This window comes from Nocardiopsis sp. FR4 (genome assembly GCF_009830945.1).
In the GTDB taxonomy this organism is placed as follows: domain Bacteria; phylum Actinomycetota; class Actinomycetes; order Streptosporangiales; family Streptosporangiaceae; genus Nocardiopsis.
Window position 1 is genome coordinate 192,025 of sequence record NZ_ML776454.1, and the last position, 12,503, is coordinate 204,527.

Below are 12,503 nucleotides of genomic sequence, written 5' to 3' on the forward strand. Positions count from 1 at the left end.
GTCTGATTGGGCCTAGCCTCGGTTCCGAAGACCGGCCACAGGAAGCGGGAGGGGTCTGGTGTCACTCGGCACACACCACGGCGGTCGCGGGGGCGGCGTCCAGGAGGACGTCGGAGAGATCGTCGCCGTGGCCGACCGCGTCCGCGGCGCGATCGAGACCGTCATCGAGGGCAAGCCGGAGGTGCTGCGCCTGACACTGACGGTGCTGCTCGCCGAGGGCCACCTGCTCATCGAGGACGTTCCCGGCGTCGGCAAGACCATGCTGGCCAAGGCCCTGGGCAGGGCCGTGGACTGCTCCGTGCAGCGGGTGCAGTTCACCCCGGACCTGCTGCCCAGCGACATCACCGGCGTCAGCGTCTACCACCAGGACCGGCGCGAGTTCGAGTTCAACCCCGGACCGGTGTTCGCCAACATCGTGCTGGGCGACGAGATCAACCGCGCCTCGCCCAAGACCCAGGCCGCCCTGCTGGAGTGCATGGCCGAACGCCAGGTCAGCGTGGACGGCCAGACCCGCGCCCTGGAGCGGCCGTTCATGGTGGTGGCCACCCAGAACCCCGCGGACATGGAGGGCACCTACGCCCTGCCCGAGGCCCAGCGCGACCGGTTCATGGCCCGCGTCTCGGTGGGCTACCCGGCGCCGCAGGCCGAACTCGACATGATCGACTCGCACGGCTCCCGGTCACCGCTGGAGGACCTGAGGCCCGTCACCGACGCCGCCCAGCTCCGCGAACTGGTCGACCGGGTCCGGTCGGTGCACGTGGCCCCGGGGATGCGCCGCTACGTCGTGGACCTGGTCAACGCCACCCGCACCAGCCCCGAGCTGCGCCTGGGCGCCTCGCCCCGGGCGACCCTGCACCTGGTCCGGGCCGCCCGCGCCTACGCCGCCCTGGACGGTCGTCACTACGTCGTCCCCGACGACGTGCAGGCCCTGGCCGTGCCCGTGCTGGCGCACCGCCTCCTGCCCGGGCCGGAGGCGCAGATGGAACGCCTGACCCCCGAGCAGATCGTGGCCAAGCTGGTCGCGCGCCTGCCCGTCCCCGGCCCCCAGTAGACCCCGCTCCGACCCGGCTCCCCTCCTCCTCTGTCCGCACCCGCCCGAGAGAGGGCCCATGCGCCCGCACCGAACCCTCACCGCACGAGGCGTCTGCATGCTCGTCTTCGGCCTGTCCGCCCTGGTGGTCGGCCTGATCGTGGGGCAGCGCGAGGTCGTGGGCGTGGGGGTGCTGCTGCTGGCGGTGCCGCCGCTGTCGGCCCTGACCGTCCTGGGCGCCACCGCGCGTGTGGCGCACAGCCGCACCGTGACCCCCGTCCGGGTCCAGGCCGGGCACGACGCCAGGGTGGGGCTGCGGGTCGGCAACGCCTCGCCCACCTGGCCGGTGGCCTCGCTGGCGGTGGCGGACACCCTTCCGGTCCCCCTGGGCGGCGAGCCCCGCTACGGCGTGGGCTACCTCGGGCCGCGCGCGGTACGCGACGTCAGCTACCTGGTCCGCCCCACGGTACGCGGCAACTACGCCCTGGGCCCGCTGCGGGCCTCGGTGACCGACCCCCTGGGCTGCGTCCGGGTGAGCCGGACGGTGGGAGCGCCCTCACACCTGCTCGTGACCCCCGCGACCGTGCCCCTGGAGCCATGGGGCGCCGCCGGCACCGCCAAGGGCGAGGAGTCCCCGCGCCGCTCGGTCACCGGCGCGGGCGAACAGGACCCCGTGCCCCGGGAGTACCGGTACGGCGACGAGCTGCGCCGGGTGCACTGGAAGTCCACCGCCAAGCACGGTGAGCTGATGGTGCGCCGCGACGAGCAGCACCGGCGGGAGAACAGCGCCGTCCTGCTGGACACACGGCGCGGCGCGCACGCCGGCTTCGGGCCCGCCGGATCCCTGGAGACCGCGGTGAGCGTGGCCGCCTCCGTGGCGGTGCACCTGATCCACGGCGGCCACGGCCTGCGCTTCCACACCGAGCGGGGCCCGGTGCGGACCGCCACCGCCACCGGTGTGCTGGACGGCCTGGCGGTCGCCACGCCCTCCGACGCCACCGGTCTCCTCGGCGGGATCGGCATGCTCGGCCAGGGGCGCGGGAACACCAGCGTGGTCGTCGCTGTACTGGGCGCGGTGAACCCGGAGGAGGCCGTCGCGCTGTCCCGGGTGGGCGGCGGGACCCGGGTGGCCGTGCTGTGCCCGCACGCCGCCTGGCCGGCCCCCGACCTCCCTCGCCGTGTGGGCGAGGTGCTGGCCGGGGCGGGCTGGCACGTCCTCACCCTGTCCTCCGCCGCCGAACTCCCCGCGCTGTGGAGCCGGGCCGCCGGGGCCCCGGCCGCGGCGCCTCCGAGGCCCGCGCACGCCGGGCCGCACACCTTTGCGAAGGGCCCGCGTTGAGAGCACTGATGCCCCTGGCCTGCCTGGTCTGCCTGGTGATGGCGCTGCCCCCGCTGGACCCGCTCGTACGGGGGGGCACCTGGTGGGTGCCCGCCTTCGTGATGATGGTGGCGGTGGCTGGCGTATCCGCCCTCTACCGCCTCAGCGGGCGCGGCTCCCTGGCCGTGCCGTTCCTGCAACTGCTGGTCGCGGCCTTCCTGGTCACACCCCTCTTCGCCGGGCACGTCGCCCCCCTGGGCCTGGTGCCCAACGGAGACGTGCTGGCGCACCTGGGGATGGCGCTCGAACAGGGCGCGCAGACCATCGACGGCAACGCGCCGCCGGTGTCCTCCTCGGCCGGGGTCACGCTGATCATCGCGCTGTGCCTGACCGTGTTCATGATGGCCGCGGACTTCCTCGCCGTGACGGCGCGCTGCCCGGGCATGGTCGGTGTCCTGGTGCTGGCGCTGATGGCGGTGCCGCTGGTCCTGCACGACACCGGGCTGAGCTGGCTGGCCGCGGCCGGCTGCGCGGTCGGCTTCCTGCTGCTGCTCGCGGCGGACACGGGGGTCCGGAGCCGCGAGTGGGGGATGCCCGCGCCCGGCGGGCAGGACTCCTCGGCGCGGGCGTGGGGCGCCGTGCGCCGGGCGGCGACGGTGTCGCTGGCCTTGGCCGCGGCGGTACTGCTGGCGCTGACGGTCCCGCTGGCCCTGCCCTGGCTGCGCACCGACGCGTTCCACGCGATGGCCGACGGCACCTACATCGGCACCGGCTCGGACGTCATCACCACCACGCACCCGCTGGTGTCGCTGCGGCGCGAGCTGGCCTCCTCCTCCGACCGCACCGTGCTCACCTACCGGACCGACGCCGAACGGCCCGACTACCTGCGCACCTACGTCCTGGACGAGTTCGACGGCGTGAACTGGACGATGACCCCCGTCAACGCCTCCCGGGACACCCGGGTCGACGGGGAGCTGCCGCTGCCGACCGGCTGGGGCTCGGTTCCCTCACAGGAGACCGTGAGCACCCGGATCTGGCTGGACTCGGACGCGCCGCCGGTGGACTTCCTGCCGCTGCCCTACTGGGCGCGCACGGTACAGGTCTCCGGCGAGTGGTACGCCGACCCGGGCAGCCTCATGGTGTTCACCACCAGCAGCCCGCCCACGGGCCTGGGCTTCAGCGTGGAGACCGTGGACCGGGTCCCCGCCCCCGAGGACCTGGCCGACAGCGGTGAGCCCCGCTCCCTGCCGGGCGACTTCCGCAACCTGCCCCGGGACCTGGACCCGCGGGTGCGGGAGCTGGCCGAGGCGCTCACCGAGGACGCGCGGTCCCCCTACGAGCGCGCGGTGGCCCTGCAGGACTACTTCACCGGCGGCGCGTTCACCTACGACCTCAGCCCCCCGGCCGTGCCGGGGGGCTCCGACCCGCTCGCCCACTTCCTGCTGGAGGACCGGGTGGGCTACTGCGAGCAGTTCGCCGGGGCGATGGCGGTCATGGCCCGGCAGGTCGACATCCCGGCGCGGGTGGCGGTGGGCTACACGGCGGGCGAGCGCATGGGCGACGGCCGGTGGGCGGTGTCGGCGGGTGACGCGCACGCCTGGCCCGAGCTGTACTTCGAGGGCACGGGCTGGGTGCGGTTCGAGCCGACCCCCGCCTCCTCCGGCGGCCAGGGGTCGGCCTCGGTGCCCGAGTACACGCGCGGGGCGCAGGAGGACGGCGCGGGTTCCCCGGACGGAGCGGTGGAGGAGGACCCCGCCGCCGGGGTGACCGAGGCGCCCGAGCGGCCGGACGGGTCCCGGGAGGCGGACGAGGCGGAGAGCGACCAGGCCCCGAGCGAGAGCGGGGAGCCCGAGGACGAGCCGAGCGCCTCGGCGGCGGCCCCGGACGGGGACGGGCGGGCCGGCTCCGGCCTGGCGTGGCTGCCCGCTGCGGCCGCGGTGGCGGGCGGCCTGCTGCTGTCGGCCCTGCCCGCGCTGGTCCGCGCCTTGGTCCGCTGGTCGCGCACGGCCGCCCTGGCCTCGGGCGCCGCCGGGTCGGCGCACACCGCGTGGCGGGAGCTGCGGGACACCTGCCTGGACCTGGGCGGAACGTGGACGCTGGCGGAGAGCCCGCGGGCCACGGCCACACGGCTGGCCGGGTCGGGGGCGGCCCCGGAGGCGGCGCCGGGACGGATGGGGCTGATGTCGGGGGCGGTGCGCGAACCCGTGCCGGAGGAGGCCGCGGCGGCGCTGTGGCGCCTGGCCCTGGCCGAGGAGGCGGCCCGTTACGCGCCCTCCCCCACGGAGCCGGAGGCGCTGCGCCAGGACCTGGAGACGGCCCGGGCCGGGCTGGCCGCGACGGTCCGCCCCGGCGCCCGGGTGCGCGCGGTGCTCCTGCCGCGCTCACTGGCGCCGTGGAACCGTCCGCGCCCCGTCCCGGACCCCGAACCCGTCACCTCCTGACCGTCGACGGTCCGCCGCCTCCCGGCGGGAACTCCGGTCGCGGACGGCGACGGGACCGGAACCCGCGCGGGGCGGGGACCGCCGTTCGCGGGTGGCACAGAACGTGGTGGGGCCCCGCACGGTTCGTGCGGGACCCCACCACGTGACACTCCGCGCCCGGCGGTCGGACCCGGACCCCCACTGACGCGGACATGTCCAGCGCGCGGCCGACCGGAAGGGGCTACTCCTCGCCCTCCTGGCGACGGCGCCAACGCTCCTCGAAACGGTTCATCATGCCGGGACGGCTTCCGCCCTTGCGCCTGGGCTTGGCCTCGGCGGCCGCGGCGGCGGCCTCGGCACCGCCCCCGGAGGCCCTGCGCCAGGCACTGGTGCCCCACAGGAAGCAGAGCAGCATGACGAGGAAGCCGAGGACGCTGATGGCGACCTGGGCGACTGTGGACTGGAGCATCAGCCCCGTCATCAGCAGAACCACGCCGACGACGAATCCGAGTCCGGCCTTGATGATCCAGCGCTTGTAATGGACCGCGGGGTTCGTTTGCCGAACGGTGTTCGCGAACTTCGGGTCCTCGGCATACAGCGCCCGCTCGATCTGGTCGAGCATGCGCTGCTCGTGTTCAGAGAGCGGCACGGCGCCTCCCTACGGCAGTCCCCGGTTGGGGTGACGGGTACTGATAAACAGTATCTTGGTCAGTGGTATGCCCAGAATACGGTGCGCTAGCGCCTGGTGGAAAGAAAAGCTGCGTGCGTACCTGACCCATGACGGCCACGATACCCGCGCGCTGTATCGGAAACACCGGCTTCCATGCCTCTCTTCCTACCTCACTCCGGGCCCTACTCCTGGAACGCTCCGGAGGCCCTGAAAGTTGCCGCATCATACGTCGTTCTCGTCACGTTTGACCAACACTGCTGACTGTATCGCGCCTGGACCGAAACGTGCCGTTACGCGGTCCATAACCCGTTCGACATCTCTCCATCCCGATTCCTCCTCCCCCAGCGCCAGCTGCCGGTGCGCCCGTTCGGCCGGGATGACCCCCTCCACCCGCACACCCACCAGACGCAGCGGCACGCCGCGCAGTCCGGAGGCGGTGTAGAGCTCGCGTGCGACGGCACTGATCTCGCGGGCCACGTCGGTGCTCTCGGGCAGGGTCCGCGACCGGGTGATGGTGGAGAAGTCGCCCCGGCGCAGCTTCAAGCTCACCGTGCGTCCCATCTGCCCGGAGGCCCTCAGACGCCGCGCCACCTTCTCCGACAGCCGCAGCAGCTCCCGGTCCACCACCTCCGGCTCGGCGACGTCCTCGTCGAAGGTCTCCTCCGAGCCCACGCTCTTGTCGGGGGTCTCGGGCACGACCGGGCTGGGGTCCACGCCCCGGGCCAGCTCGGCCAGCCGGGTCCCGGCCTTGGTACCCAGCTCCATGCGCAGCAGGTCCGGCTCCTGGCGGGCCAGCTGGCCGACCGTGCGCACGCCCAGCCTGGACAGGGTCTGCTCGGTGCGGTCCCCCACTCCGGGCAGCGCCCCGACCGGAAGCGGGTCCAGGAAGCCGCGCACGTGGGCGGTGGGGACCAGCAGCAGCCCGTCGGGCTTGCAGTGGGTGGAGGCGAGCTTGGCGGTGAAGCGGGTGGCGGCCACGCCCACCGAGCACGTGAGGCGCTGCTCGGCGCGCACCCGTTCGCGGATCATCGCGGCGATGCGCACCGGACCGCCCAGACGGCGGCGCGCGCCGGACACGTCCAGGAAGGCCTCATCCAGGGAGAGGGGCTGCACCAGCGGGGTCACCGAGCGCAGGATGTCCATGACCGCCTCCGACGCCTGGCGGTAGGCCCGCCCGTCGGGCGGGTAGACCAGGGCCTCGGGGCACAGGCGCATGGCCCGCGTCATGGGCATCGCCGAGTGCACGCCGCGGGCGCGGGCCAGGTAGTCGGCGGAGGAGACCACACCGCGCGGACCGGTACCGCCCACGATGACGGGGCGTCCGCGCGCCTCCGGGTGGCGCAGGCGCTCCACGCTCGCGAAGAACGCGTCCATGTCCAGGTGCAGGATGTGGCAGTCGGCGTCCGGGCCGGAGCCGTCCGCGGGGAAGTCGGCGCCCAGCGGCACGATGCCGCCCGGAGCGACCACGCCCCGCATCGCGGCACCACGTTCCAGTTGGCGTCGGCTCATGGTGCCAGGTTATGCCCACGCCCGGACGCGGCCGCCCCGGAGAGGCGTGCTTCCCCCGGGGGCACCGGTGCCTCAGGCGCGGTGGGCGAGAACGTGCAGCTGGGTGGCGATCCCGATCAGCTCGGGGTGCTCGGCGGCGGCCCGCTCCAGCTCCACCAGGTGCTGCCTGGCGTGGGCGTCGCTCTCCCAGGCGTGCCCGGGCACCAGGTCGGCGAACACGCGGACCCCGCGCACGCTCCCGCCGGTCAGGCCCGCCCCGCCGACCAGCTCCAGGATCTGCTGGCGGGTGAACCGGCGCGGTGTGGGGTCGCCCGCGCCCCAGCGCCCCTCCGGATCGCCGAGCAGGGTGCGGGCGTCGGTCAGGTGTCCGGCGAGCGCCCGGTGCAGGGCACCGGCGACGGCGTTGGTCACCAGCAGGCTCACCGCGCCGCCCGGGCGGGTGATACCCACCACGTCGCGCAGCGCCGCGGCCGGATCCTCCACGTACTCCAGCACGTTGTGCACCAGCACGAGGTCGGCGCTGCCGGGCTCGAACAGGGCGGCCAGGTCGCGGGTCTCCCCCTGGACCCCGCGCACGACCACCTCCCGCTCGGCCGCGCGCCGCTCCAGCGCGGCGAGCGAGTCGGGGCTGGGCTCGACCACGGTGACCCGGTGGCCCAGCTCGGCGAGGGGGACGGCCGCGCCGCCGGTGCCGCCGCCCGCGTCGACGATCTCCAGGGAGCCGCCGTCCCCGAGACGGGCCAGCAGCCGTTCCAGGGCGTCCCACACGACCGCGGTCCGCGCCGTGTTGGCCGCCCTGGTCGGACCGGTCACGGTCGCGCTGGTCCTGTCAGTCACCTGCGTCCCCTCAATCCGGGTCGCCCCCGCCGTCGGCGTCAGAGCGAGAGTGTCGACTTGTTCTCCATCAGCCTGGACAGGAGCCCGCTGACGAAGTTGGGCGACTCGTCGGTGGACAGCTCCTTGGCCACCCCGACCGCCTCGGCGATGGCCACGCCGTCCGGGATGTCCTCGGCCCACAGGAGCTCGTAGGCTCCCATCCGCAGGATGTTGCGGTCCACGACGGGCATCCGCTCCAGGGTCCAGCCGATGGCGTAGGCGTCCAGGAGTTCGTCGATGCGCCCGCGCCGCTCGTCGACCGAACGGGCCAGGCTCTCGGTGAACTCGTTGATCGGCGGTTCGGGCTGGGCCCGGCGGCGTCTGATGACGTCCTCGACCGAGGTGCCGCGCACCTCGGCCTCGTAGAGGACCTCGACCGCGCGCCGCCGCGCCTTGCGCCGTGATCCGTGCATCAGTTGACTCGCCCGAGGTAGTCACCCGTGCGGGTGTCGACCTTGACGCGCTCGCCGGTGGTGATGAACAGGGGCACCTGGATGGTGGCGCCGGTCTGGACGGTGGCGGGCTTGGTGCCGCCGGTGGAGCGGTCGCCCTGCACGCCCGGGTCGGTCTGGGTGATCTCCAGCTCGACCGAGGGGGGCAGCTCGACGTAGAGCGGGTTGCCCTCGTTGGTGGCCACCGTGACCCTGGTGTTCTCCAGGAGGAAGTTCTTGTCGTCGCCGACGACCGCGTCCGGGACCGGGATCTGGTCGTAGGTCTGGGTGTCCATGAAGATGAAGGACTCCCCGTCGTTGTAGAGGTACTCCATCTCGCGGCGGTCGACGTTGGCGAACTCGACCTTGGCGCCGGCGTTGAAGGTCTTGTCGACGATCTTGCCCGTGAGGACGTTCTTCAACTTGGTACGGACGAACGCGCCGCCCTTGCCCGGCTTGACGTGCTGGAACTCCAGGACGTTCCAGAGAACGCCGCCGTCGAGCCGCAGGGTCGTACCGTTCTTGATGTCGTTCGTCGTGGCCACTTCGGTCGTCTCTCCCAGGGGTCTGACACGTCGGGAACCGGACCCTCGGGATCCGGTCGGTGGTCGGTGGGGCGGGGCGCGGGCACCCCGGGAAGTGTTGCCGGGCGCACCGGTGCGCACGCCGCCTGTGTGCAGTCTAGTGGCTCTACGGGACCCGGGTGGCGCCCGTGACCGCGCGGTAGGCCTCGTCGAGCAGCTCGGGCGCGGGCCCGCTGAGGATCGTGGGCCGGGCCAGGCCGTCCAGGACCACGAAGCGCAGGGTGGCGCCGCGCGCCTTCTTGTCCACGGTCATGGCCGCGCGCAGCTCGGGCCAGGCCTCCGGCGCGTAGGAGGTCGGCAGCCCCACCGAGGACAGCAGCGAGCGGTGGCGCCGGACCAGGTCGGCGTCGATGCGGCCGTCCAGCCGGGCGAGTTCGGCCACGAAGACCATGCCGATGGAGACCGCGTAGCCGTGCCGGAAGGTGTAGTTCTCGACCCGTTCGATGGCGTGCCCCAGGGTGTGGCCGTAGTTGAGGATCTCCCTGCGGCCGCTCTCGCGCAGGTCGCCGGAGACCACGTCGGCCTTGACCCGGATCGCCCGCTCGATGAGCTCCCTGGTGTGCTTGCCCTCGGGGCTGGCGGCGCCCTCGGGGTCGTCCTCGATCAGGTCGCAGATGACCGGGTCCTCGATGAACCCGGCCTTGACGACCTCGGCGAGCCCTCCGATGTAGTCGGCCCGGGGCAGGCTCGGCAGGGTGGCCAGGTCGCACAGGACCCCGGCCGGGGGGTGGAAGGCGCCGACGAGGTTCTTGCCCTCGGGGGTGTTGATGCCGGTCTTGCCGCCCACCGCGGCGTCGACCATGCCCAGCAGGGTCGTGGGCACCAGGACCGAGCGCACGCCGCGCAGCCAGGTGGCGGCGACGAAACCGGCCAGGTCGGTGGCGGCTCCCCCGCCGACGCCGACCACGGCGTCGCTGCGGGTGAAGCCGTGCTGGCCCAGCCGGGACCACAGGTCCGCGGCGACGGCGGAGGCCTTGGCGGCCTCACCGTCGGGAACGGGCATCGAGTGGGCCCGGTACCCGGCCGCCTCCAGGGCGCCGAGCACGGGCCGGGCGATCTCCCCCAGGCCCCCGGGGTGGATGACGGCGACCTGCGAGGCGTGGCCGACCAGCGAGGGGAGCTCGGAGAGGACACCGCTGCCGACGACCACGTCGTAGCGGCCGTTGGCGTCGCCGACGCCGATCCGGGTGACGGTCACTGCTGGGCCCTTCCAGTCCCCTGCCCGCTCAGCGAGGGCAGGATGGCGTCGACGATCTCTTCGGGGTGGTAGCCGGTGGTCTCCACGGTGACGGTGGCCAGGCGCTCGTAGACGGGCAGGCGCTCGTTGAGCAGCTGGCGCAGCCGGGTGCGCGGGTTGCCCGCCAGCAGGGGGCGGGCCACGTCCATGCCCACGCGCTTGGCGGCCTCGCCGAACTCCACCTGGAGGTAGACCACGTGGTGGTCGGCCAGGTCGCGCTGGGTGTCCTCGTTGAGGACGGCGCCGCCGCCGACCGCGATCACACCCTCCCAGGAGCGCAGGCCCTCGGCGACGACCTCGCGTTCCAGGGCGCGGAAGCGCTCCTCCCCGTCCTCGACGAAGATGTCGCCGACGGGCTTGCCCGCGCGCCGCTCGATCTCGGTGTCGGTACACAGCAGATCGGCGCCCAGTCGCTTGGCCAGTGCCTCACCGACGGTGGACTTGCCCGATCCGGGTGAACCGATGAGCACCGCGATCGCTTTCGCCACGTTCTGCCTGCCTCGGAAATCCGTGGTCCGCCTCCGCGCGCGGAGGGGCACCGATGGGTTACGTGTGCCTCCTTGTCTAGCAGACAGCGCGTGCGGGCGGAGCGGTCACGTCCGCTCCGCGTGCAGCAGCACGACCGCGACCACCGTGGTCCACGCCAGCCCCACACCCACCGAGAACCGCTGGAGGAGACCTGCCAGCTCCACGAACCCCGGCTCCTGCGCGAACCCGAGGCCCGCCAGGAGGAAGAGCGCGACGAAGGCGACCGCGCTGAGCGCGGAGTAGGCGGCGAGCCACCGCCTCCGGCCGCGCGCGAACCACCACGCGAAGGCCAGGCAGGCCAGCGGGATCCCCAGGAAGAACAGCACGGACGCGCCGTCGTGCGCGGCGCCCGCGGGGGTGTACACCAGCTCGTCGGGGGTGCCCGGGGGGTAGCCGCTCACGGGGTCGGTGGGGAACAGTCCGGCGCCGATCAGCCCGAGCCCGGCCGCGCCCAGCAGCCAGGGCTTGGCCCCCGCCCGCGAGGTCCTCCCCAGCTCACGCCGCACTCCGACGGCGAAGGCGACCAAGAGCGCACCCGCGACAAGGAAGTTGGCGACCTGGACCCGCCCGGCCCCGGTCAGCGCCAACGAGCTGACGGGGTGGCGCAGCGGCAGGTAGTCGGGGCGCAGCGCACCCGCGACCGTGAACACCCCGACGAAGAGGGGGCCGGCGACAGCGCCGCACAACAGGAGCTTTCGGGACATGCTCGCCGCCTCCGCCGGGGGACTTTGGGCACACCACGATAGGGCGGGCCCCGCGCCCGTCGACCTCCCCCCGGGACGGGGCACCCGCGCCGATCGCATCGCCGCCGCGCCTGGCCCGGCGCGGCGGCGTTCCACCCCTGTCCCGCCATCGACGCGGACCACGCGCCACGCCTGGTCATCGCCGACCGTGGCATACCAGCCACACCGGCAGCCGCACACGAGTACCTTGAGCGCATGCCCACCGACCGCCCTCCGCTGCGCATCGGCTCGCGTACCTCGCCCATGGCCATGGCCCAGGCCCGCCTCGTCCAGAACCTCATCGCCGAGGCCGCCGACGTCCCCGCCGAGATCGTCGGCGTCGAGACCTCCGGGGACCGGTGGACGGGTGACCTCGCCGAACTGGGCGGCAAGGGCGCCTTCCTCAAGGAGATCGACCGTCATCTGGTCATGGGCGGGATCGACATCGCGGTGCACGCCATGAAGGACGTTCCCGGCGACGTACCCGCGCCCGAGGGCACCGCGTTCGCCGCGTACCTGCCACGGGAGGACGTGCGCGACGTCCTGGTGGTGCGGGAGGGCTCGCCCTACGGATCGCTGGCGGAGATGCCGCCGGGCACCCGGATCGGCACATCCGCCGTGCGCCGGAAGGCGCAGCTGCTCAGGCACCGGCCGGACCTGCACGTGGACCGCCTGCGCGGAAACGTCAACTCGCGCCTCTCCCGCATGGACTCGGAGGAGGGGTTCGAGGCGGTCATCCTCAACGCCTCCGGTCTGCACCGCGTGCGCCTGGAGCACCGAATCACCGAGTTCATCGCGCCCGAGATCATGACCCCGGCGGTCGGCTCCGGTGTCATCGGCGTCCGGTGCCGCACCGCCGACAGCCACATCGCCGGACTGCTGCGGCTGCTCGACGACCCCGAGACGCGCACCTGGGTCACCGCTGAGCGGACGATGCTGTCGGGACTCCAGGGGCACTGCAACTCCCCGATCGCCGGGCACTGCCACACCGCGGCGGACGGCCGGTTGTCCCTGGTCGGGAGCGTCTTCACCCATGAGGGCGAGCAGTTCGTCCAGGCCCACGCACGGGACGGCGTCGAGCGACCGGCCGAACTGGGCGCGTTCGTCGCCGCGACGCTCCTGCGCAAGGGCGCTCGCGGCGTCATCGACGGCATCCCCCACTAGGCGTCAGGGCACGG

The 12,503-nt window shown here is 73.7% G+C and carries 12 protein-coding genes; 4 read left to right on the top strand and 8 right to left on the bottom strand.

Translation table 11 applies throughout. The features are described 5' to 3' along the window. The first annotated feature begins 58 nt into the window (after window positions 1-58). Genes FYW95_RS00815 through FYW95_RS00825 form a run of 3 tightly spaced genes read left to right on the top strand, consistent with a single transcriptional unit; the run spans window position 59 to window position 4,789 of the window. Window positions 59-1,051, top strand: coding sequence for an AAA family ATPase (locus FYW95_RS00815; protein ID WP_159941199.1), 993 nt, complete (start codon window positions 59-61; stop codon window positions 1,049-1,051). Window positions 1,052-1,109: 58 nt separating this feature from the next. Further along, the gene (locus tag FYW95_RS00820) at window positions 1,110-2,369 is read left to right on the top strand and encodes a DUF58 domain-containing protein (protein ID WP_159941201.1); all 1,260 of its coding nucleotides are present in this window, start codon (window positions 1,110-1,112) and stop codon (window positions 2,367-2,369) included. Window positions 2,370-2,377: 8 nt separating this feature from the next. Further along, complete coding sequence (locus FYW95_RS00825) at window positions 2,378-4,789, top strand: transglutaminaseTgpA domain-containing protein (RefSeq protein WP_159941338.1); 2,412 nt, start codon at window positions 2,378-2,380, stop codon at window positions 4,787-4,789. 220 nt (window positions 4,790-5,009) lie between these two features. Here FYW95_RS00825 and FYW95_RS00830 read toward each other — a convergent pair whose 3' ends face one another. The 8 genes from FYW95_RS00830 to FYW95_RS00865 all read right to left on the bottom strand — a co-directional run bounded on the left by FYW95_RS00830 (window position 5,010) and on the right by FYW95_RS00865 (window position 11,307). Continuing rightward, entirely contained in the window at window positions 5,010-5,417 is a 408-nt protein-coding gene (locus FYW95_RS00830; protein ID WP_159941203.1) for a DUF3040 domain-containing protein, read from the bottom strand. A gap of 243 nt (window positions 5,418-5,660) precedes the next feature. Next, window positions 5,661-6,914, bottom strand: a complete 1,254-nt coding sequence (gene dinB / locus FYW95_RS00835) for a DNA polymerase IV (protein WP_159941339.1) — start codon at window positions 6,912-6,914, stop codon at window positions 5,661-5,663. Between the two features lie 105 nt (window positions 6,915-7,019). After that, window positions 7,020-7,784 (bottom strand): methyltransferase domain-containing protein, encoded by a 765-nt coding sequence (locus tag FYW95_RS00840; protein WP_236567638.1) that lies wholly within the window; start codon window positions 7,782-7,784, stop codon window positions 7,020-7,022. A 38-nt stretch (window positions 7,785-7,822) separates the two neighbouring features. Then, on the bottom strand, window positions 7,823-8,236 hold the full coding sequence (nusB, locus tag FYW95_RS00845) for a transcription antitermination factor NusB (protein WP_159941205.1): 414 nt from the start codon (window positions 8,234-8,236) through the stop codon (window positions 7,823-7,825). Further along, window positions 8,236-8,799 (bottom strand): elongation factor P, encoded by a 564-nt coding sequence (gene efp, locus FYW95_RS00850; RefSeq protein WP_159941207.1) that lies wholly within the window; start codon window positions 8,797-8,799, stop codon window positions 8,236-8,238. The genes nusB and efp overlap by 1 nt, the downstream gene beginning before the upstream one ends. A 145-nt stretch (window positions 8,800-8,944) precedes the next feature. Next, window positions 8,945-10,036: a 3-dehydroquinate synthase gene (gene aroB, locus FYW95_RS00855; RefSeq protein ID WP_159941209.1), complete on the bottom strand. Its 1,092-nt coding sequence runs from the start codon at window positions 10,034-10,036 to the stop codon at window positions 8,945-8,947. Beyond that, the gene (locus FYW95_RS00860; protein WP_159941341.1) at window positions 10,033-10,545 is read right to left on the bottom strand and encodes a shikimate kinase; all 513 of its coding nucleotides are present in this window, start codon (window positions 10,543-10,545) and stop codon (window positions 10,033-10,035) included. Before FYW95_RS00860 ends, aroB begins: the two co-directional genes overlap by 4 nt. A gap of 123 nt (window positions 10,546-10,668) precedes the next feature. Next, the gene (locus FYW95_RS00865) at window positions 10,669-11,307 is read right to left on the bottom strand and encodes a DUF998 domain-containing protein (RefSeq protein ID WP_159941211.1); all 639 of its coding nucleotides are present in this window, start codon (window positions 11,305-11,307) and stop codon (window positions 10,669-10,671) included. Window positions 11,308-11,541: 234 nt separating this feature from the next. Here FYW95_RS00865 and hemC point away from each other — a divergent pair, with 234 nt between their 5' ends. Then, window positions 11,542-12,489 carry a hydroxymethylbilane synthase gene (hemC, locus tag FYW95_RS00870; RefSeq protein ID WP_159941214.1) on the top strand — a complete coding sequence of 316 codons (948 nt, stop codon included), beginning with the start codon at window positions 11,542-11,544 and terminating at the stop codon, window positions 12,487-12,489. Window positions 12,490-12,503: the final 14 nt, after the last annotated feature.